Consider the following 21,252-nt stretch of genomic DNA (forward strand, 5'->3'; position numbering starts at 1 on the left):
CAGAACTCAATCCTTCAGCTAAATATATAGTGTCCAACTTTTGGGGGGCAGTACAAACTCAACGGTTCTTTTTTAGTCTTTGACGAAAGTATTGATTTCGTCTTCGATGTTTGCAATTTTAGCTTCAGCATCTTCTAAGCTTGTACCGGCAGTTGCGACATAGAACTTGATTTTTGGCTCAGTTCCAGATGGACGTACGGCAAACCATGAATCATCAGCTAGGGTGTATTTGAGGACATTGCTTGGAGGTGTTGTCAAAGATGTCACACTGCCATCGTTTTTAGTAGCAGTTTGTTGCTCAAAGTCTTCCAGGAGGACAATATCTGTTTGGTTAAATTGACTTGGTGCATTGTCACGGAATTTATCCATGATAACCTTGATTTGAGCGGCACCATCAACACCAGATAAGGTCAAGGAGATAGTCTTTTCAGCGTAGTAGCCATATTCTTTATAAATATCATCAATGCCATCAGCCAAAGTCATGCCACGAGAGCGGTAGTAAGCAGCGATTTCAGCAACAATCAAAACGGCTTGGATAGCGTCTTTATCACGCACAAATGGTTTGATGAGGTAACCAAAGCTTTCTTCAAAGCCAAACATATAGGTATGATTGTGTTTTTCTTCGAATTCTTGGATTTTTTCAGCAATAAACTTAAAGCCAGTTAGGACGTTAAACATTGTAGCGCCATAGCTTTCGGCAATTTTAGTGACTAGCTCTGTAGAAACGATAGATTTAGCAAGAGCAGCATTTTGAGGAAGTGTTCCTGCATTTTGATGAGCTTCAAGGATGTATTTAGCGATGAGAGCACCGATTTGGTTACCAGATAAGTTTTTGTAGGAACCATCAGCTTGGCGGATTTCAACGCCTAGACGGTCAGCGTCAGGGTCAGTAGCGACAAGGACATCAGCATTGACCTTGCGACCAAGCTCTTCAGCTAGAGCAAAAGCTGCTTGGCTTTCAGGGTTTGGTGATTTGACTGTTGAAAAATCAGGGTCAGGAGTTGCTTGCGCTTCAACAACCTGTACAGAGTCAAAGCCAGCATTGGCAAGCGCTCGACGAGCTAGCATTTCACCAGTTCCGTGCAGTGGGGTATAGACAATTTTCATGTCTTTACCGTATTGTTCAATCAAGTCTTTATTGATATTGACGTCTGCGACTTCTTTTAGGTACTCTGTATCGACACTATCACCGATAACTTCGATAAGACCGTCTGCTTTAGCTGTCTCTAAATCAGCCAAACTAATGGCAAAAGGATTATCAATAGCACGGATATAATCTGTCAAGGCATCAGCATCAGCTGGAGGCATTTGACCACCATCTTCGCCATATACTTTGTAGCCGTTAAATGGGGCAGGATTGTGGCTAGCTGTAATCATGATACCAGCAAAGGTGTGGAGGTAACGCACAGCAAAAGAAAGCTCAGGGGTTGGGCGAAGGCTTTCAAAGACGTATGATTTAATACCGTGTGTCGCTAAGACTTGAGCTGATTCAAAGGCAAATTCTTGAGAGAAATGACGAGAGTCGTAAGCAATAGCAACACCACGTTTTTTAGTGTCCTCACCTTTAGCTTCGATGAGCTTAGCAAGCCCTTCAGTTGCTTGACGGACAACATAGATATTGATACGGTTGGTACCTGCACCAATCAGACCACGCATACCAGCTGTACCGAACTCCAGATTGGTATAGAAAGCATCTTCCTTAGTCTTGTCATCCATAGAGACAATCTCATCACGAAGATAGCTAGGTAATTCTTGAAAATCGAGCCATTTTTGGCAGTTTTGTTCATATGACATACGTTTTACTCCTTAATCTATAACATCTACTCTCCTAAAGGCTAAAAGTCCTTAGGAACAATTATCTAACCGTTTTCATTATACCACGATTTAGCTAAAAGGGCATCTTTTTTAAGAAAAAATGTAAGAAATATGACAAAATACTTTAGAAATACTTAAACTAATAAAGTCTGAATTTTCAAATTAAATAAATAATATGATTAAAAATGTGTAGAAATAAAGATAAAATCAAACAAAAACTAGCCTTTTGACCTAAAAGGATTGACAGCAAAGCTTAAAAAAGAGTACAATAAAAGAGACTATTTTTTAATAAAATATAAAGGAGATTTATATGGCTCGTTCTAGTCGCCGTCGTAATCGTTACAATGGAAGTAGAAAAGGCGATAAAACTTCTCGATTATCAATACTTAATATAGCTCTAGCGGCAGTGTATGCTGTTTTGACAGGTTTGAGTATCTTTACCATGTACAGCTATAATTTCCTAGCCTTTCGTTACGTCAATGTAGGGCTTACTGCACTGTTGCTAGCTGTTTTTATTTTGGTCTTGATGTTAATCTTGTCAGGACGTGCGAAAAAAACAACCACAGGGCTTTTAGTAGGTTCTTCACTTCTTTCTTTAGGGCTTTTTCTTGGTTTTCGATATGCTGTTAATATCGGTGAAAATGTCAATAAAAGCACCTTTTATTCGGAAGTAGAGATGAGTGTTGTCGTCCCTAAAGACAGCAGTATTAACTCTCTTGAAGAGATTAGTAGCCTAGCTGTTCCTTTATCTAGTGACCATGATAATATCACGACTTTCTTAAATCATCTTAAAACGGATAAGCAGATTGATTTACCAAGGACAGAAGTGGATTCTTATCAAAAAGCTTACAGTGATATGATGGACGGCAGTGTACAAGCCATGGTCCTAAATAGTGCTTACTCTAGTTTGTTGGAACTTCAAGATGAAGGATTTAGCTCCAACCTAAAGACGCTTTATTCTTATAAGATTAAAAAAGAGACTGGCACTAGTACACAAGAGGCGGCTGGAGATAGCTTTAACATTTATATTTCAGGTATTGATACCTATGGGTCTATTAGCACAGTATCACGCTCTGATGTCAATATCATCATGACGGTCAATCTCAAGACACACAAGATTTTATTGACCACGACTCCACGTGATAGCTATGTACAGATTCCAGACGGGGGTAATAATCAGTATGACAAGTTGACTCATGCGGGTATTTATGGTGTTGATACCTCACGAAAAACATTAGAAAACTTATACGGTATTAGCATTCCATACTATGTGCGATTGAATTTCACCTCTTTCTTACAGCTGATTGATGAGCTAGGTGGTATTGAAGTGTACAACGATCAAGCTTTCACCTCTTACCATGACCACTATACCTTTGAGGCAGGAAATATCCAGCTTGATTCCAAACAAGCGTTGGAATTTGTCCGTGAACGCTATTCATTAGAAGGTGGCGATAATGATCGTGGTAAAAATCAAGAAAAAGTTATCGCTGCTATTATCAATAAGTTAGCTCAACCATCATCACTGACTAAAATTTCTGGTATCGTAGATGATTTGCAAACGTCTATTCAAACCAATATGCCGTTATCAGAAGTGATGGCTATTGCTAATACACAGCTATCTTCTGGCGGAAAATTTACTGTCACCTCTCAATCTGTGACAGGAGTCGGCTCAACAGGTGAGCTCAGCTCTTATGCGATGCCAACAGCAAGCCTTTATATGATGCAACTAAATCAAGACAGCATTGACCAAGCTAAAGCAGCGATTGAAACAGTCTTAAATGGGAATTAAGGAGTAACAATTATGATTGATATCCATTCTCACATCGTATTTGATGTAGATGATGGTCCAAAAACTTTGGAAGAAAGTTTAGCTCTTATTGGTGAGAGTTATCGTCAGGGTGTTAGAACCTTGATTTCAACGTCTCATCGTCGCAAGGGAATGTTTGAAACCCCTGAGCAAACCATTTACGAGCATTTTCAGATTGTCAAAGAAGAAGCAGAAGAACAGTACGAAGGTTTGACAGTTCTATATGGTGGTGAGCTGTTTTACACTGAAGATTTACGTCAAAAATTGGAAGCTAAAAAAGTCCCAACTTTAAATGGGACACGCTATGCTTTGATTGAGTTTAGTATGCTAACACCATGGCGAGACATTCATCAAGCCGTCACAAAAGTATTGATGTTAGGTGTGACGCCAGTTATTGCACATATTGAGCGCTACAATGCTTTGGAATTTAAAGCTGAGCGTGTCCGTGAGTTGATAGATATGGGTTGCTATACACAGATAAATAGTAACCATGTCTTAAAACCAAAGTTGTTTGGTGATAAGGAAAAAATCTTTAAAAAGAGAGCACGCTATTTCTTAAAAGAAGATTTGGTTCACTGTGTAGCTAGTGACATGCACAATCTCGATAAGAGGCCACCCTTTATGAAGCAAGCTTTTGAAGAGATTTTTAAAGAATATGGAAGACACCGTGCCCACGATTTATTTGAGGGCAATCTTGAAAAACTAATCAATAATAATATCCTATAGGAGAAGGTATGAACTCTAACGAATCTTTCAATGTTGAAATTGATGTCCTTATGCTGTTGAAGAGAATTTGGTATAAAAAATTTCTCATCTTGTTTGTCTCACTGCTACTTGCTGTTGCTGCCTTTTTTGCTAGCACCTTTTTGTTGAGTAAAGAATATACCTCAACTACACGTATCTATGTTGTGAGTCGCACAAATGATAATATCACTAACCAAGACCTCCAAGCAGGTAGCTACTTGGTTAATGACTACAAAGAGATTATCACCTCAGCTGATGTGATGAACCAAGTCATTGAAAAAGATAATTTATCTATCACAGCAGGCGAGCTATCATCAAAAGTTTCAGTATCTATTCCAGCAGATACACGTGTGATTTCGATCTCAGTAGAAGACAGTAATCCAAATGAATCGGCACGCTTAGCAGATGATATCCGTGAAGCGGCTACTGAAAAAATCAAAGAGGTTACTAAAGTAGAAGATGTGACAACGCTAGAAGCGGCAAAAGTGCCAACAGAACCTTCTTCTCCAAATACGAAGCGAAACACGATTCTTGGTTTTCTGGCAGGTGCCTTTTTGATGACCATGATTGTGGTAATGGCTGAAGTCCTTGATGACCGTGTCAAGACAGGCGAAGATGTTGAAAATAAATTGGGAATGGCTTTACTAGGTGTGGTTCCTAATATTAACAAGATGTAAGGAGGTTTTGCGGTCATGGCGCACTTAACGATTATTTCAAAAACGCAGGATTTTTATAATAAAGCTGAGGAGTATTACAATGCTGTTCGTACGAGCATTCAGTTTAGCGGAAGCGATATTAAAACCATCGCCCTAACCTCAGTGCAACCAAACGAAGGCAAGTCAACATCAGCTATTAACCTGGCTATCTCTTTTGCACAGACTGGTTTTAGAACCTTATTGATTGATGCAGATGTCCGTAATTCGGTCATGTCAGGGACATTTCGCTCTGACGGTCCTATCAAAGGCTTGACTAGCTATTTATCAGGAAATGCAGAGTTGTCAGAAGCCATGTGCGAGACTAATATCGCTAATTTGATGGTGATTCCATCAGGGCAAGTCCCACCTAACCCAACCAATTTGCTACAAAATGATAGATTTAATAATATGATGGATATGGTTGGCGAGTTGTTTGACTATGTCATTATTGATACGCCACCGATTGGTTTGGTCGTGGATGCTGCTATTATTGCTAAGCGATGCGATGCCTCTGTGATTGTGACAGAAAGCGGTCGTATTAAACGTCGTTTCCTCAAGAAAGCTAAAGAGCAAATGGAACAAAGTGGCGCACAATTTCTCGGTATTATCTTAAACAAAGCACCACACGCTGTTAGTTCGTATGGAAACTACGGTATGTATGGCAATTATGGTGAATACGGTGTCAAACATAAAAAATCACGTAAACGAAAATAGATAGTTATTAGAAAGGAAACGTATGTATAGTGAATCCTCACTTCAGAAAATTTTATACTTATGTGTAGATGCTGTTGCTATTTTGGTAACCTTTCTATGTCTATCTCTAGTATTCCATTATCATTTTTTGCTTAATCCTAGGATTTGGCTGATTAGTATCATTATTAGCCTTATCTATGCTGTGTGGTCTGATCATTATACTTACATCGTGACAAGACCAACTCCTGATGAGTTTAAGTTTGCTACACGATTTAGCCTACTCTTTTTAGTGGTGACGATTCTTGTGATTGCAGCTACTCGTTTTTTGAGTAAGGATGAGATAGCATTGATTAAAGCGAGCTATCTCTTTAGTCAATTGTCAGTAGGGATTGTTTTAGTATTTAGCTTACGCTTGATATTGAAATACTTAGCTAAAAAATGGATTCGTGTGACATCTAATGTTATCTTAGTGACTAATTTTACTGAGGATTCTGACCTTCTTGATTCCCTAAAAAGCAATGGTTACCGTGTTTTAGCTTACTTTAGTCAGGCAAAAGCTAGCACAGCAACCCTTGATATTCCAATACTAACTGATTTTGAGCAGATTCGTTATCTATTATCGCACAATGAAGTTGAGGAAGTCTTTGTAGCTAACGATGCGTTTAGAGACTTCAATGATAAGCGTGATTACTTTAATGCTTTAGGGATACCAGTCAGCCTTGCCTTTCCAAATGGTCTGACAGATAATTTATCATCAATGACTTGGCACAATATCGGTAGAGTCAATGTCTTAACGTCCTCGCTTAATCACAGTCACTATCGTAGTCTTTTCATTAAGCGAGCATGTGATATCATCATTAGCCTAGCAGGCTTACTTCTTACAGGTCTTGTGGCGCTTATTATTTATCCGATTGTCCAACGTCAATCTAAGGGACCTTTGATTTTTAAGCAGAAGCGTGTCGGCAAAAATGGAAAAATTTTCAATATCTATAAGTTTAGAAGTATGTATCTTGATGCGGAAGAGCGTAAAAAAGAGATGATGAAAGCCAATCAACTAAATACAGACCTTATGTTTAAGATGGATAATGACCCTAGGATTTTTTCCTTTGGGCAAAAATTGAGAGATTGGTCCCTTGATGAGTTACCACAATTTATCAATGTCTTAAAGGGTGATATGTCCTTTATTGGGACACGTCCACCGACCTTAAACGAATATGAAAAGTATGAGTTGCATCATTTTAAGCGTTTGGCTATGAAGCCTGGTATTACAGGTATGTGGCAAGTTAGTGGTCGAAGCAATATCATAGACTTTGAGCAGGTTGTAGCTCTTGATTTGTACTACATCAAGAATTGGTCGCTTTGGCTGGATATCAAAATTTTCTTCAAAACCATTAAAGTGGTTTTAGGTCGAGAAGGTAGTAAATAGAAAGTAAGGAATCTAGTGAGACAAACAGTTTATATTATCGGGTCTAAAGGAATACCTGCTAAATATGGCGGTTTTGAAACGTTTGTTGAAAAATTGACAGAGCATCAAAAAGCATCAGATATTCACTATTATGTGGCATGTATGAGAGAAAATTCTGCAAAATCTCATATCCAAGAAGATGTTTTTGAATATAACGGTGCGACTTGTTTTAACATTGACGTTCCTAAAATAGGACCTGCACGGGCTATTTATTATGATATAAAGGCACTCAGTCAAGCTATCGCAATAGCTAAGAAAAACAAGGATCAGGCACCTATTTTTTACGTGCTAGCCTGTCGTATAGGTCCTTTTATAGGTCAGCTCAAACGTCAAATAAAACAGTTAAATGGTCGTTTATTTGTTAATCCTGATGGGCATGAGTGGCTTCGTGAAAAATGGTCTATGCCAGTGCGTAAGTATTGGAAATTATCAGAAAGTCTGATGGTTAAGCATGCGGACTTGTTAGTATGTGATAGTAAGACTATTGAAGATTATATAAAGACAGACTATAGCAAGTACACACCCAATACGACCTATATCGCTTATGGGACAGACCTCAGTCGCTCTAGTGTTGAGGCTGATAGTGAGTTGGTTCGAGATTGGTTTGACGAAAAAGAGGTTAGTGAAGGCAATTACTACTTAGTCGTTGGTCGTTTTGTTCCTGAAAACAACTACGAGGCAATGATTAGAGGATTTATGAAGTCTTCATCACAAAAAGACTTTGTCTTAATCACCAATGTTGAAGAAAATGCTTTTTATGAAAAATTGCGTCAGCGTACAGGCTTTGATAAGGATAAGCGCATAAAGTTTGTTGGGACAGTCTATAACCAAGACTTGCTGAAATACATTAGAGAAAATGCCTTTGCTTATTTCCATGGGCATGAAGTCGGAGGCACCAATCCCTCTCTTTTAGAGGCCCTTGCTTCGACAAAACTCAATCTTCTCTTAAATGTTGGCTTTAATCAAGAAGTCGCTGAGGACAGTGCTATTTATTGGGATAAAGACAATCTAGATAAGACCATCGCTGAAGCAGAAGCACTTAGCGATGATGACATGGAAAGACTAAACACAAAATCGACTCAACGTGTACAAGACCACTTTAGCTGGGATTTTATCGTTGAAGAATATGAAACGTTGTTTTTGAAATAATAAAATAATGAAAATTTTACACTATACTATTGGTTTTGCTCCAGTTCGAACAGGTGGTCTCGTATCATACGCAACTGATTTGATGTTGGAAGAAATTAACCAAGGACAAGAAGTATATGCTTTATATCCTGCCTTACAAACTTTTTTTGCTAAAAGTCCTATCATTAAGCTAGGAAAAGAAATAAAAGGTATTAAAACATATGAATTGTATAATTCTCTTCCTTTAGCTTTATTTGGGGGAATTTATGAACCAGATGATTTTAAAACTCCCTGTGATATTAAGATTTTTAGTCAGTTTTTAAAAGAGCTAAAGCCAGATGTGATACATCTCCATTCTCTTATGGGATTACATAAAGAATTTTTTGAAGCGGCTAAATCACTAAATATTCGATTGATTTTTACAACTCATGATTATTATGGATTAGCTCCTATTCCTTCTTTTTATTATAACGGTAAGTCTTTTGATGAAGATAATAATAACCTCGCATGGAATATTATGTCACACGATGCGTTGCCAACAAATAAATTGCGAATTTTTCAATCAAAATGGTATATCATTATTAGGGATATCTTAAAAAAAATGAATAAAAATCCTAAACATATTAGCCAAACCCCTATTAAAGATATTCGAGAGACGAAAAATTATGCCACATTAAAACAATATTATTTAGATATATTTGCTCTTATTGATTGTTTTCATTTTAATAGTCAACTAGCTAAAAATATATTTGAAAGTAATGTCAAAAGTATTAAGGAAAGTGCAGTTATTTCTATAACAACAAGTCAAATTAAAGCTAGGGAAGTTGCTAAAAACACTAGAAAAAAGATGCATTTAGCATTTATAGGTCCCGATGAAGTATATAAGGGCTATTTTGATTTTTTAGACTATATTTCAACTATTAATACAGAGAATTACACTGTTTACACCTACGGTCATTATCCTAATGATAAAGCCCCCTCATTTGTAAAACAAATGGGAAGATTTAAGCAGGAAGATTTGCTATCTGTTTACGAAAATATCGATATTTTAGTGGTTCCAAGTCAATGGAAGGAAACATTTGGATTAGTCGTTTTAGAAGCACTTTCATATGGAGTGACAGTTTATGTTAGTGAAAACGTAGGAGCTAAAGACTTAGTTTCGGAAGAATATATTTTCAAGAGCCTTAAAGAATTAGAGTCTAAACTACTTGATGTTGATAGTCATGCTTATACTATCAAAGACTTGAATCAACATACTAAAGAGCTATTGGAGCTTTATAAAGGGGATTTTAGGTGATAAGTACTATTGTAAAAAAAATAACTGGTAAAACGATTAGTGAGGATATCTCTGTTTTCTATTTATGTCAAAGAGGACTCCCTTACCTTTTGGGGCGACTTAGAGGTATTGTGAGAAAATGGACTTTTAAGGGTGATAAGAAAGCACTATTCTTAGGAAAACATACTCAGGTATTACTTCCCAAGCGACTTTATCTGGGGCATCATGTACGTTTAGGGAATTTTGTCTATATTGATGCTTCTTCTCGAGATGGGATTCATTTGGGAAATCATGTAAAATTGGGTGATTACAGTAAAGTTATTGGTTCAGGCTCTATCACTCACCTAGGAAAAGGACTGGAAATTGGTGAGAATTCCTCCTTTTCAGAATATACTTTCTTTGGTTCCGCAGGTGGTATAAAAATAGGGAGTAATGTTATTGCCGGTCAAAATGTACGTTTCCATGCGGAAAATCATAATTTTAATGATTTAGATGTTTTGATTAGAGAACAAGGAGTAACACATAAAGGAATTATCGTTGGTGATAATTGTTGGATAGGAGCTGGTGCTACGTTTTTAGACGGTGCTAAGGTTGGCAGTGGTTGTGTTGTGGCAGCTAATGCCGTTATTACTAAAGAATTTCCTGATAATGCTATTGTAGGCGGTATTCCAGCTAAAATTATAGGGTTTAGATAGGTGAAGCAAGTGAAAAAAGTGATTTTTGTCCTCTTGCATTATGAAAATAAACAAGAGACAATCAATTGTATTACATCATTAGAAAAATATTTAGACAAAAATGTTGAAATTGTTGTTGTTGACAATGGTTCTCAAAAAGAAGCACTCCATGATGTTCAAGAAGACTATAGTGGTATAAGTGGTGTCCATTTCATTATTTCTAAAAAAAATTTAGGATTTGCTAAAGGTAATAACCTAGGTTTTCAATATGCTAAAAAAGAGTTAAATCCTGACATCATCATTTTATCAAATAGTGACACTATTTATAACCAAGATGATTTTATTGAAGTTCTAAATAATGATTATGATAAAACAGCTTTTGATATTGCAGGGCCTAGGATTATTCGCATCGAAGACATGGTTAATCAGAATCCATCACCTCAGATTTATCACCATCAGTCTCAAGTATTTAGACAGATGATAAAATTTTTTGTTTTGTACCTTCTTTCCTATATTAATTTGGATTTATTATTAAGAGGTAAGCCCGAGAAATATGATTTTAATACGGATGGTATTATTAATACGAAATACGATAATTATCAGTTGCACGGTGCTTGTCTTATTTTTGGAAAAAATTATATTAAAAAGTATGATGGGTTGTATCCCAAAACCTTTATGTATGGTGAGGAATCTATCTTGAAATATATTGCAGAACGAGATAATCTCAAGATGATTTATTTAGATAATATATCACTAGACCACTTAGAAGGGGTTTCTGTTGCATCGGTATTTGGTAAAGGAAGAAAGAATAGAAACTTTTATTATAAGTGGAACTTACATTCTTGCCATTTACTATATAAGTTAATGGGAGGAGAAAAACGTAAATGATTACTTTATTACTCTGTGTTTGTTTGATAATATTCTTGTTATCTTTTTTTATAGAACCGATAAAACTTAATCCTCTAACAATTTTTTTTGGTGAATGGACAATTATTATTTTTTTGGTTAGTTTAAAATTATATGGCATTTTACCAGTGTCAGATAAATTTTTTCAAATGATATTAATTGGTTCGGTGATGTTTTTTCTTGGTTTTTATTTATTTAAGGTATTTAATAATATTGCCATGACAAGAATAGGGACTGTTAATAGACCTAACTATGAGTATGTTATTAATGACAGAGTTGTCAAATTTCTTATCATAGTTTCTTTAATCTTTTTTTCAATTGATTTTTTTAAAAGTTTAATATACTTTGTTCAAGGTTATTCGTTAAATCATATTCGTCAAGTAGCTCAATCGGGAGCCTTGTTTAGCAATCCTGTTATGAATGCAATTCGCATTATTATTGCTGCTCCTTTTTCATTAGCACTAACTCCACTTGTAGCAGCTAATTTTTTCTCCAAAAGAAGGAATAATTTTTACATTTTAGGGACATTGTTAATTCTTTTGATGAGATTATTCTCTGATGGTGGACGATCTCCTATCATTTATTTAATTTTATGTATGTTTATTTCATACGTATTTCATAATTTTAATGGTAAAAGATCAAAGTTAACATTTAAACGCGTTATTGTGATTAAAAGTCAGCAACTTTTTATTATAGCTTTTTTAATAGCGAGTTGCATAGGAATATATTTGATTACAAAATCTCGTTCAGGGGAAGACACTATACGTGATACTTATTATTATTTTGCTATGGAGCCTTATATGTTTCAAAAATGGGCGAATATTGTTGATAGTAAAAATATGATGGCATTTGGTATGGCTACGTTTAATGGTTTTCTATTTCCTTTATCTTATTTATTAGCTAATATAGTGCCTGGGGTGGGTTATTTTACTGCATGGCGAAATGTCTATGAGGTTATTGAAGGTTTAGGAACACAGTGGCAGGTTATAACTAGCTATGGAACTTCGGCGAATTCATATGTTTCTATTTTTTGGACATTTTACTTTGATGGACGACTTCTAGGTATTATTATAGGAATGTTTTGCTATGGTATATTTATGGCTTATTTTTATTTTAAGGTTTTAAAGAATAGATCAGAAAAAAATATTGCTTTGTATAGTATGGTTCTCATTGGTTTATTTTACAGTTTTCAACAAATGATTTTTCAGAATATCTATTGGAGCTTAGGGTTCTTAATGTTATTAACTATCCTCTACAAGAAAGAAAGGAGGAAGTAATGTCTAAAAAAATTTTAGTAGTTACACATTCAAATGATTTGAGTGGTGCCAATAAATCTTTATTAAGTATTTTACAAAAATTATGTCAAGATTTTGAATTTCATGTTATTTTTAATGCAGAAGAAGGAAGCTTATCGAAGGAAGTAAAAAAATTAGATAATGTTAGGATAATATATGCGGATTATTCTTGGGTTTATGCTAAAAATAGAACTAAGCTAATAAAAAAGTTATATCGATATTGTGCTGATTTTTTAGCATATTATAAAAATAGGGGTATAGATAAAGCATTACTAAACTCACTAAAAAATGAAGAATATGATTATATCTATACTAATACCAGTGTAGTTGATTTTGGATATTTGTTATCTGAAAAACTTAGTATCCCACATATTTGGCATATTAGAGAATTTGGTAAGGAAGATTTTTCGTTTAAAAGATTGTGTAAACGGTCTTATTATGAAAACATGTTTCAAAAGGCAGAAAAGTTGATTTTTATATCTCATGCATTAGAAAAAAATTATCTTAGTAAATATTCTTTAAATAATAATTCAAAAGTTGTTTATAACGGTTTTGATATTGAAGAATTGATTTATCCTAAGTTAAATGATATTGATAGCGGTGAAATAAATATAGCTATTATTGGACAAGTAAGTCAAGGAAAAGGCCAAAATCAAGCTATAAAAGCTTGTCAGCTATTATCGGAAAAAGGTTATCCTATAAAATTACATGTCGTAGGTCAAGTAGATGAAGATTTTCTAAAAAGAACTGTACCAGAATATGAGACTTATTCTTGGCTTCTTGTACATGGTCAAAAAAATGATATTTACAATTTTAGAAAATCTATTGATATTGAACTAGTTTGTTCAACAAATGAAGCATTTGGTCGAGTATGTATAGAAGCCATGCTACATGGAATTCCTGTAGTTGGAGCTAATACAGGAGGAACAGCAGAGCTTATTCAACATGGTGAAACAGGCTTATTATATCCTTTAGGTGACCATAATGAGCTATCAAAAAATATTGAGTGTTTGATAAGGGATAAAGGATTGTATAAAAATATCCAAAAAAAAGCTCAGGAGAGTGCTAAACAGTATTCAATTGATAAAACGGTAGCAGGTGTTAAAAATAGTTTTTATGGTGGATGAACGATAATATGAATAAAGATTTACTTACAGTTATTATTCCAGTATATAATAGCGCAACAACACTTGATAAATGTTTAGATAGTATCGTTAATCAAACATATAATAATATAGAGATTATTATAGTGGATGATGGTTCAACAGATAATAGTTTTGAAATTATTAGTGAGTATCAATCAAATTATAGTTATATAAATGTTATTTGTTTAGAGAATCAGGGTGTTTCAAATGCTAGAAATATAGGTTTAGATAATGCTAAAGGGACGTATATTTCTTTTGTAGATAGTGATGATTTTATAGAGCCTACTATGTTTGAAGAAATGATTGCTGTTTATTCTAAAAATAAAAATATGGCTTTTATTTCATGCGGTTTTGATAACAAAATGGTACTGCAAAAAAAGCAAGAAATTCCTATTTTTACTGAAAAAAAAGAAATATCTGATTTGATTGCAGATGATAGAATCCAAGGTTTCGTCTGGAATAAAATATATCTTAGTCAGTATATTGATGATTTAAGATTTGATAAGAACATCCATGCGCATGAAGATTTATTATTTAATTATATGCTTTTAACGAAACATACTGAGTTTATGTATATAGACCTTCCTTTTTATCATTATCAAATAAACGAAAATGGTACTATGTTTAGTAAGAGATTTTCGATGAAAAAGTTAACTGCTTTAGATGTTTATGAATATATTTTATCAGACAAAAATCAGTTATCTGAGAAGGATATTCAGGTAGTGGAATCTCATTATGTTTTGGTATCTCTCATCTTAATTTCAAATATTTTATCTAGTAAGAATACGCATGCCTATGATTACTTATCTAAGTTGTATGCTGTGATAAAAAAATATCACCAATCATTTTTTAAGACTAAAACGTATGCATTAAAGTATAAGTTATCTGCAGTTCTCATTTGTTTAAATCCTAAACTATTTGAAATATTTTATAAGATAGTATTGAGTAAGGAGAAAATTGATGGCTAACTTTGGGGTGATCATTTTAAATTATATAGAATATCAGGTGACAATTGATTGTGTAAGAGATTTTTTAAAGCAGGAGCAGGCTGGTAGGACAGAAATTATTGTGGTTGATAATGCCTCACCTAATGACTCGTTTCAAAAATTAGCTACTACTTTTAAGGATGTTTCTAATGTAACTGTTGTAAAATCAGAATCAAATCAAGGATTTGCTAATGGTAATAATTTAGGTTATTTTAAATTATTAGAAATTATGGTTCCCGATTTTGTTATATTTTCTAATAGTGATATTCTTTTACCAGAACAGGGCTTATATCAATGGATATTAGATTGTTATACTAAATACCATTTTGGAGTCCTTGGTCCATCTATATATTCTGTAAATGCATCGTTTTATCAAAATCCTATACCAAATTTATCAAAAGATATTAATGTAATCAAAAAATCAATCAGGGATATACGGATATCTTTGGCGAAAGTAGCACTCAAAAAATGGTTGCATAGTCGTAAAGGAAAAATTTCGGTTAATATTTGGGAAAATACCGATTTTAATGAGTTTCATGATGATTTAACACTTCACGGTGCTTTTCAGATTATGTCCAAAGATTATTTTGAAAAATATTGTGAAGCTTATGATACAGGTACGTTTCTTTATTATGAAGAAAATCTATTGAAATTACGATGTGACAAATATGCTCTTCCTATGATTTATTCACCAAATTATAAAGTAGAGCATTTACAATCTTTTTCTACAAATTCAGAAACAGTTAATATTAATAACAAAAATTATAACCGTATCAAAAATTCTTTACAATCTTTAAAGAGATATCTGCAGGTTTTAAAGGAGTTAGAAGATGACTAGTAAAAATTCCTCCTTAAAATTAAATTCCTTACTAAATGTCATTAGACAATTATGTGTTATCATATTTCCGATTATTACGTTTCCCTATGCTTCGAGAGTTCTCGGCGCTACGAATTATGGAAAGGTGAATTTTGGTTTATCTATTGTAAGTTATATTTTACTTATTGCAGGTTTGGGGATTACCAACTATGCGATTCGCGAAGGGGCTCGTGTTAGAGAAAATACGGATAAAATACAAGGTTTTATTAATCAGATATTCACATTGAATATTTACTCTACAATTGTCGCTTATATTGTTTTAGCCGTTTTATTGATTTTTTGGGATGATCTAAAACCTTATACAGCATTGATAATGGTACAAAGTATCACTGTTTTTTTCACAACATTTGGTGTCGATTGGATAAATTCTATTTATGAAGATTATTTTTATATCACACTTCGATACATTATTTGCCAGATAATAGCTGTTGTGCTGATGTTTACATTGGTGAAAGATAAAGATGATTATGTTATTTATGCCTTGGTAATGGCTAGCTCAACAGTACTAGCCAATATATGGAATTGGTTTCATATTTCAAAATATCAGCTGAAGTTACGTATAGTCTCTCTTAAGGAAACATTTCCACATTGGAAGCCTGTTTTGATTTTATTTGGGAGTGCTGTTGCTTCATTGATTTATATCAATTCAGATATTACCATATTGGGAATTTTATCTACCAACGAGCGTGTTGGTTATTATAGTGTATCTGTTAAAGTTTATACATTAGTTAAACAACTTATCAATGCAGCTTTGATAGTGGCTATTCCTCGTTTTTCTTATCATTTAGCACAGGGAAATAAAGAGGAAGTAGAGAAGCAGTTAACTATTTTACAGTCAGGTTTATTAGTTATCGCTGGTCCAGCAATGATGGGAGTCTTTGTTCTTAGTAAAGAAATTATTACATTTTTAGCAGGCTCCGCTTATTTACCTGCAACTTCTTCTTTGCAGTTATTATCTATCGCTTTACTTTTTGCTATTTTAGCTAACCTATATATCAATGTTATTATGATTCCGCTAAAAAAAGAAAAGCATATTTTGGTAGCCACTTTTGTCAGTGCTATTATCAATATTGTGCTCAATTTTGCACTTATTCCAAGTTTACAGGAAAATGGAGCTGCTATTGCCACCGTTATTGCAGAAGCTGTTATGGCGTTGATGGGCTGGTTTGCCGTTCGTAAGTCTGTTCATCTAACCTTTATGAAACCCATTATAGTTACATCTCTAGCATCAATATGGGTTTATGTATCTTATCAGCAAGTGAGTGTGCTATTTTCTCATAATATAGTCATTCTCATAGCTACGATACTTATTAGTATAATAGGGGTAGCAGTAATAGTTTTAATCACTTATCATAAGGAAATGAGAGGATTCCTTAAAAAGTAGAGTATTATTTTGTGGTTTGTTATCGGATAATGACATGTGAATTCAAGCTACTAGCTTGGATTTTTTTGTGTTATTATCTATTTTACATTTTCCATACCTTTACACCTCTTTTTCTTTACGTTATACTAATAGTATTATGTGAAAAAAGAAGTAGTGAGATGAGTAAGGAGCGTTTGGTCGCTTTTACAGATGCGGTCTTAGCGATTATCATGACGATTTTAGTGTTGGAATTGGAAAAGCCTGAGGTGATTTCGTGGCAAGGGTTTTGGGCATTGCGGATGAACTTTTTTGCTTATACCATTTCTTTTTTCTGGTTAGGAACGATGTGGGTCAATCTTCATCGTGCTTGGGATGGTGTTAAGCATATCACCAACAAATTGGTATGGATTTCGTTACTCTTATTATTTTTCTCCTCCCTTGTCCCTTATGTGACGACCTTAGTATCATCTGATTTTAATAACAGTGTGGCTCAGGCTGCTTATGGTATTATCGTTTTATTGGTAACCTTTAGCAATGTTTGGATGTACCAAGAGTTAGCCACTTTACCTGATAATGCCAATCAAGAGGCCATTGTAGCGCACAATGATAAACGTATGGCACTTGATGTCGCTATCAAAATACTAGGTTTGGTGTTGAGCTTGACCATCTGGCCCCCAGCGATGATGTGGTCGGTCTTAGCGACAGCAGGAGTCTTGATTTTACCAAGGGCATTACGATAATAGGCAGTTGCCTATTTTTTATAATCAATAGACAGCTACGGCGTAAAAATGTTATAATACTAAAAGACTTGTCTGAGAGGGGAGTAGCATGACGACACGAGAGATGCCTTTGTCTGAGTTAGTTGAGATTTTTAAGGGAAAAGCAGTGCCTGCTAAAGCTGAGCCAGGCAATGTTGCCGTCATCAATCTGGGGGATATGTTGCCACTTGGGATTGATTATGAGCATCTAAAGACCTTTTCTGGTGAGGAAAAAGCCTTATCACGTTATCTTTTGTCTGAGGGTGATATTTTGCTAGCTTCTAAGGGAACTCAGCACAAAGTAGCTGTTTTTGAGGCACAAGATCGCGCTGTTGTTGCTAGTGCCAATATTACAGTTTTACGTCCTAAGGTAGCTATTCAGAGTTTTTACCTCAAGTTCTTTCTAGATTCAAAAGAAGGGCGTAAGCAACTAAAAGCAGCTGATCACGGTCGGGCTGTGATGAATATAAGCACGAAAGAATTATCTAGTATTAACATACCAATCATTCCTAAGATTAAGCAAGATTTCTTGGCACAGCGTTATTTGCAAGGCTTGGCTGATTATAAGCGGAAGTTAGCTAGGGCTAACCAAGAGTGGCAGCGTGTACAGACAGAAATCGAGCGTCAGTTATTTGGCTAGGAGGTGCTATGTCAGTTGTCCAACGTAGTGTTAAAATTGTCTTAGCTAGTATTTTAGCCTTGTTTGTGGCGGATAGCTTGAAACTGTCTTATGCGACATCAGCAGGGATTATTGCAATTTTAGGTGTTTTAGATACGAGACGCTCTAGCTTTGAGATAGCTATCAAGCGTACTTTATCGACCATATTGGGCTTGTTGATTGCTATTTTAGTATTTGCCTATTGGGGTTATTCAATGGCAAGTTTGTCCTTGTTTTTAATTGTCTATGTTCCAATTGCTAATCTGGCAGGCTTAGCAGTAGGTATCGCTCCAAGTAGTGTGCTTGTGACACATCTGTGGCTAGAACATTCGATTTCTAGCTCTCTTTTGCTCAATGAATTTGCCTTATTTCTAGTAGGGACAGGCGCTGCGCTCTTAGCTAATAGCTATATGGTGTCAAAAGAAAAAGCTATACAGCAGTATCATTTAGCCGTTGAGGCGTCTATCAAAGAGATTTTACTCTTATTTGCTCAGTTTTTACTTCAAGGAGATGGGCGTAATCAAGCCAGACGGATTACCAAGTTGGATGATTTGTTAAAAGAGGCTCTGGAGACAGTCTATCATGATAGGCACAATCAAGTCTTTAACCGAACTAATTATGAAGTGCACTACTTTGAGATGCGTCAACAGCAAGCTAAAGCGCTACGGGCTATTGCTCGTAATATCAATTATTGTCATCTAGCTAGTGATGAAGCGGATATACTAGCAGGTTTATTTGAACAAACGGCTAAGGCATTTAGTCGTGATAATCCTGTGACAAGTTTATTGGCAGAGATAGAGGCTAGTTTAGCTGTTTTTCGTAATCGTGATCTTCCTAAGACACGACAGGAATTTGAACAGCGTGCACGCTTATTTCAATTATTGCATGATTTACAATATTTTTTACAGATTAAGGCAGATTTTTATGCCAATTATGGCTAGGGCTAATACCTGTTTTGTAGGAAAGGTGGGTTTTTATGGATTTTGATAAGGCAGAACAAGCCGTGTATCAATTATTAGAAGCTTTGGGCGAAGATCCAGAGCGTGAAGGACTGCGTGAGACACCTGCTCGTGTGGTGCGTATGTATCAAGAAATGTGGCAAGGCTTGACTAAAGACCCCAAAGAGGCTTTTACAGCCATGTTTAATGAAGGCAATGGGGAAGCAGTCATTGTCCGTGATATTCCCTTTTATTCGATGTGTGAGCATCATTTAGTGCCTTTTTATGGGAAAGCCCACATTGCTTATCTGCCAAACGATAAGGCACAAGTCACTGGCTTGAGTAAATTGGCTCGCTGTGTCGAAGTAGCTAGCAAACGCCCACAAGTGCAAGAGCGTCTGACAGCTCAGATAGCTGAGAGTATTGAGACAGCATTAGCGCCAAAAGGGGTTTATGTTTTGCTAGAGGCCGAGCATATGTGCATGAGTATGCGTGGTATTAAAAAACCAGGTAGTAAGACAGTGACGACGGTAAGTAAAGGATGCTATAAAGATGATAGATTTATGCGTCAAGAATTACTTGATTTACTGCGTTTAACTTAAAGAAGTGGCTTATAGTGCACTTCTTTTCTTATAGAGGAGAGACTGTGATGAATGATATCAAATGCCCACATTGTGGCACAAGCTTTAGTATAAACGAATCGGAATATAATCAACTCTTAGAGCAAGTACGAGGTCAAGCTTTTGATAAGGAACTTCATGTGCAATTAAAGCGTGAGCTTGCTCTGCTTGAAGAAAAATCTAAAAATGAACTGCTTCACGAATTAGCTCAAAAAGATAAAGAGTTGGAAGCGCAAAAAAGAGCTCTTGAGCAGCAACTTGCCCAAAAAGAGCAAGATAGCCTGGCTACGCTGGCTGAAAAAGATAAGGCTTTGTCTGAGTTACAATTTCAGTTGAGTCAATTTGAGCAGGAAAAGAGCCTTCTTGTGACCGCATATGAAAAAGCTTTGGGTGATGCGATCTCTCAAAAAGAAATAGCGATCAAAGATCTCGAAAAACAACTAGAGATGCTTAGCTTAGAGCAGGAAAATAAACTGCAAAAATCATTGACAAAGCTTGAAAAAGAACGTGATAGCATGCAAAATCAGCTCACTTTACAAGAAAAAGAGCAAGAATTAGCGATCAATCAAGTCAAGATGGACTACGAAGCACAGCTAAGGGCAGCTAATGAACAGGTAGCTTTTTATAAGGACTTTAAAGCTCAACAATCAACCAAAGCTATTGGAGAGAGCTTAGAGCTTTATGCTGAGACGGAGTTTAACAAGGTTCGTGCGATTGCTTTTCCACATGCGACTTTTGAAAAAGACAACAAGCTCTCAAGTGAGACCAACTCAAAGGGGGATTATATCTATCGTGAGTGTGATGACAATGGCGTTGAGTTGATATCTATTATGTTTGACATGAAAAATGAAGCTGATGACACGCAGAAAAAGCATAAAAATGAATCTTTCTTCAAAAAGTTAGACCGTGATCGTAGAGAAAAAGGCTGTGAATATGCGGTTTTAGTGTCCACTCTTGAAGCTGACAACGACTATTACAATACAGGTATTGTAGATGTCAGCCATAAATTTGACAAGATGTATGTGGTGCGTCCCCAATTTTTCATTCAGTTGATAGGCTTATTGAGAAATGCAGCCCTCAATGCGCTTAGCTACAAGCAAGAATTGGCTTTGGTACGTGAGCAACATATTGATATTACACATTTTGAAGAGGACTTAGACCACTTTAAGCAAGCTTTTGCAAAGAACTATCATTCAGCTAGTACAAATTTCCAAAAAGCAATTGATGAGATTGATAAGTCTATCAAACGCATGGAAGCTGTTAAAAAGGCGCTAACAACATCTGAAAATCAATTGCGTCTGGCTAACAAAAAATTGGAAGATGTCTCTGTCAAAAAACTAACAAGACACAATCAGACGATGCGTCAGAAATTTGAAGCTTTAAGACAAGACGATTAAAAAACAAGGTGC

20 protein-coding genes are annotated in these 21,252 nt (G+C 35.4%); 19 read left to right on the forward strand and 1 reads right to left on the reverse strand.

What is annotated here, in order from left to right; translation table 11 throughout:
* Positions 1-72 precede the first annotated feature (72 nt).
* Positions 73-1,794, reverse strand: coding sequence for a phospho-sugar mutase (locus ACLN19_RS06660; RefSeq protein ID WP_413384593.1), 1,722 nt, complete (start codon positions 1,792-1,794; stop codon positions 73-75).
* Positions 1,795-2,125: 331 nt separating this feature from the next.
* Between ACLN19_RS06660 and cpsA the strand changes: the two genes are divergently transcribed.
* The 19 genes from cpsA to ACLN19_RS06755 all read left to right on the forward strand — a co-directional run bounded on the left by cpsA (position 2,126) and on the right by ACLN19_RS06755 (position 21,240).
* The gene (cpsA, locus tag ACLN19_RS06665; RefSeq protein ID WP_413384595.1) at positions 2,126-3,604 is read left to right on the forward strand and encodes an LCP family glycopolymer transferase CpsA; all 1,479 of its coding nucleotides are present in this window, start codon (positions 2,126-2,128) and stop codon (positions 3,602-3,604) included.
* A 12-nt stretch (positions 3,605-3,616) separates the two neighbouring features.
* Positions 3,617-4,348, forward strand: coding sequence for a capsular polysaccharide biosynthesis protein Cps4B (gene cps4B, locus ACLN19_RS06670; protein ID WP_413384597.1), 732 nt, complete (start codon positions 3,617-3,619; stop codon positions 4,346-4,348).
* An 8-nt stretch (positions 4,349-4,356) separates the two neighbouring features.
* Complete coding sequence (locus ACLN19_RS06675) at positions 4,357-5,043, forward strand: Wzz/FepE/Etk N-terminal domain-containing protein (protein ID WP_413384599.1); 687 nt, start codon at positions 4,357-4,359, stop codon at positions 5,041-5,043.
* 15 nt (positions 5,044-5,058) lie between these two features.
* Positions 5,059-5,775 carry a tyrosine-protein kinase gene (locus ACLN19_RS06680; protein ID WP_413384601.1) on the forward strand — a complete coding sequence of 239 codons (717 nt, stop codon included), beginning with the start codon at positions 5,059-5,061 and terminating at the stop codon, positions 5,773-5,775.
* A gap of 22 nt (positions 5,776-5,797) precedes the next feature.
* Positions 5,798-7,180, forward strand: coding sequence for a sugar transferase (locus tag ACLN19_RS06685; protein WP_413384603.1), 1,383 nt, complete (start codon positions 5,798-5,800; stop codon positions 7,178-7,180).
* 15 nt (positions 7,181-7,195) lie between these two features.
* On the forward strand, positions 7,196-8,368 hold the full coding sequence (gene cps2T / locus ACLN19_RS06690; protein WP_413384605.1) for a beta 1-4 rhamnosyltransferase Cps2T: 1,173 nt from the start codon (positions 7,196-7,198) through the stop codon (positions 8,366-8,368).
* Between the two features lie 7 nt (positions 8,369-8,375).
* On the forward strand, positions 8,376-9,644 hold the full coding sequence (locus ACLN19_RS06695; RefSeq protein ID WP_413384607.1) for a glycosyltransferase: 1,269 nt from the start codon (positions 8,376-8,378) through the stop codon (positions 9,642-9,644).
* Positions 9,641-10,318 carry an acyltransferase gene (locus tag ACLN19_RS06700; RefSeq protein WP_413384609.1) on the forward strand — a complete coding sequence of 226 codons (678 nt, stop codon included), beginning with the start codon at positions 9,641-9,643 and terminating at the stop codon, positions 10,316-10,318. The genes ACLN19_RS06695 and ACLN19_RS06700 overlap by 4 nt, the downstream gene beginning before the upstream one ends.
* A 9-nt stretch (positions 10,319-10,327) precedes the next feature.
* Positions 10,328-11,185, forward strand: coding sequence for a glycosyltransferase family 2 protein (locus ACLN19_RS06705; RefSeq protein ID WP_413384611.1), 858 nt, complete (start codon positions 10,328-10,330; stop codon positions 11,183-11,185).
* Entirely contained in the window at positions 11,182-12,480 is a 1,299-nt protein-coding gene (locus ACLN19_RS06710) for an O-antigen polymerase (RefSeq protein WP_413384613.1), read from the forward strand. Before ACLN19_RS06705 ends, ACLN19_RS06710 begins: the two co-directional genes overlap by 4 nt.
* Positions 12,480-13,625: a glycosyltransferase family 4 protein gene (locus ACLN19_RS06715; RefSeq protein ID WP_413384615.1), complete on the forward strand. Its 1,146-nt coding sequence runs from the start codon at positions 12,480-12,482 to the stop codon at positions 13,623-13,625. The genes ACLN19_RS06710 and ACLN19_RS06715 overlap by 1 nt, the downstream gene beginning before the upstream one ends.
* An 8-nt stretch (positions 13,626-13,633) precedes the next feature.
* The gene (locus ACLN19_RS06720) at positions 13,634-14,611 is read left to right on the forward strand and encodes a glycosyltransferase (RefSeq protein ID WP_413384617.1); all 978 of its coding nucleotides are present in this window, start codon (positions 13,634-13,636) and stop codon (positions 14,609-14,611) included.
* On the forward strand, positions 14,604-15,467 hold the full coding sequence (locus tag ACLN19_RS06725; RefSeq protein WP_413384619.1) for a glycosyltransferase family 2 protein: 864 nt from the start codon (positions 14,604-14,606) through the stop codon (positions 15,465-15,467). The genes ACLN19_RS06720 and ACLN19_RS06725 overlap by 8 nt, the downstream gene beginning before the upstream one ends.
* Positions 15,460-16,890: a flippase gene (locus ACLN19_RS06730; RefSeq protein ID WP_413384621.1), complete on the forward strand. Its 1,431-nt coding sequence runs from the start codon at positions 15,460-15,462 to the stop codon at positions 16,888-16,890. The genes ACLN19_RS06725 and ACLN19_RS06730 overlap by 8 nt, the downstream gene beginning before the upstream one ends.
* A 158-nt stretch (positions 16,891-17,048) precedes the next feature.
* Positions 17,049-17,609: a TMEM175 family protein gene (locus ACLN19_RS06735; RefSeq protein ID WP_413384623.1), complete on the forward strand. Its 561-nt coding sequence runs from the start codon at positions 17,049-17,051 to the stop codon at positions 17,607-17,609.
* A gap of 88 nt (positions 17,610-17,697) precedes the next feature.
* Complete coding sequence (locus ACLN19_RS06740; RefSeq protein ID WP_413384625.1) at positions 17,698-18,267, forward strand: restriction endonuclease subunit S; 570 nt, start codon at positions 17,698-17,700, stop codon at positions 18,265-18,267.
* An 8-nt stretch (positions 18,268-18,275) separates the two neighbouring features.
* On the forward strand, positions 18,276-19,226 hold the full coding sequence (locus ACLN19_RS06745; protein WP_413384627.1) for an aromatic acid exporter family protein: 951 nt from the start codon (positions 18,276-18,278) through the stop codon (positions 19,224-19,226).
* A gap of 35 nt (positions 19,227-19,261) precedes the next feature.
* Positions 19,262-19,825, forward strand: a complete 564-nt coding sequence (folE, locus tag ACLN19_RS06750; protein ID WP_413384629.1) for a GTP cyclohydrolase I FolE — start codon at positions 19,262-19,264, stop codon at positions 19,823-19,825.
* A gap of 47 nt (positions 19,826-19,872) precedes the next feature.
* Positions 19,873-21,240: a DUF2130 domain-containing protein gene (locus ACLN19_RS06755; protein WP_413384631.1), complete on the forward strand. Its 1,368-nt coding sequence runs from the start codon at positions 19,873-19,875 to the stop codon at positions 21,238-21,240.
* The last annotated feature ends 12 nt before the right edge of the window (positions 21,241-21,252 follow it).

The sequence above is a fragment of the Streptococcus lishijunsis genome, from assembly GCF_047290665.1.
Lineage (GTDB): Bacteria > Bacillota > Bacilli > Lactobacillales > Streptococcaceae > Streptococcus.

Excerpts from the sequence above, each read along its gene's own strand:
- ACLN19_RS06660 (WP_413384593.1), bottom strand. The coding sequence starts at position 1,794 with ATGTCATATGAACAAAACTGCCAAAAATGGCTCGATTTTCAAGAATTA.
- cpsA (WP_413384595.1), top strand. The coding sequence starts at position 2,126 with ATGGCTCGTTCTAGTCGCCGTCGTAATCGTTACAATGGAAGTAGAAAA.
- cps4B (WP_413384597.1), top strand. The coding sequence starts at position 3,617 with ATGATTGATATCCATTCTCACATCGTATTTGATGTAGATGATGGTCCA.
- ACLN19_RS06675 (WP_413384599.1), top strand. The coding sequence starts at position 4,357 with ATGAACTCTAACGAATCTTTCAATGTTGAAATTGATGTCCTTATGCTG.
- ACLN19_RS06680 (WP_413384601.1), top strand. The coding sequence starts at position 5,059 with ATGGCGCACTTAACGATTATTTCAAAAACGCAGGATTTTTATAATAAA.
- ACLN19_RS06685 (WP_413384603.1), top strand. The coding sequence starts at position 5,798 with ATGTATAGTGAATCCTCACTTCAGAAAATTTTATACTTATGTGTAGAT.
- ACLN19_RS06695 (WP_413384607.1), top strand. The coding sequence starts at position 8,376 with ATGAAAATTTTACACTATACTATTGGTTTTGCTCCAGTTCGAACAGGT.
- ACLN19_RS06710 (WP_413384613.1), top strand. The coding sequence starts at position 11,182 with ATGATTACTTTATTACTCTGTGTTTGTTTGATAATATTCTTGTTATCT.
- ACLN19_RS06715 (WP_413384615.1), top strand. The coding sequence starts at position 12,480 with ATGTCTAAAAAAATTTTAGTAGTTACACATTCAAATGATTTGAGTGGT.
- ACLN19_RS06720 (WP_413384617.1), top strand. The coding sequence starts at position 13,634 with ATGAATAAAGATTTACTTACAGTTATTATTCCAGTATATAATAGCGCA.
- ACLN19_RS06725 (WP_413384619.1), top strand. The coding sequence starts at position 14,604 with ATGGCTAACTTTGGGGTGATCATTTTAAATTATATAGAATATCAGGTG.
- ACLN19_RS06730 (WP_413384621.1), top strand. The coding sequence starts at position 15,460 with ATGACTAGTAAAAATTCCTCCTTAAAATTAAATTCCTTACTAAATGTC.
- ACLN19_RS06735 (WP_413384623.1), top strand. The coding sequence starts at position 17,049 with ATGAGTAAGGAGCGTTTGGTCGCTTTTACAGATGCGGTCTTAGCGATT.
- ACLN19_RS06740 (WP_413384625.1), top strand. The coding sequence starts at position 17,698 with ATGACGACACGAGAGATGCCTTTGTCTGAGTTAGTTGAGATTTTTAAG.
- ACLN19_RS06745 (WP_413384627.1), top strand. The coding sequence starts at position 18,276 with ATGTCAGTTGTCCAACGTAGTGTTAAAATTGTCTTAGCTAGTATTTTA.
- folE (WP_413384629.1), top strand. The coding sequence starts at position 19,262 with ATGGATTTTGATAAGGCAGAACAAGCCGTGTATCAATTATTAGAAGCT.
- ACLN19_RS06755 (WP_413384631.1), top strand. The coding sequence starts at position 19,873 with ATGAATGATATCAAATGCCCACATTGTGGCACAAGCTTTAGTATAAAC.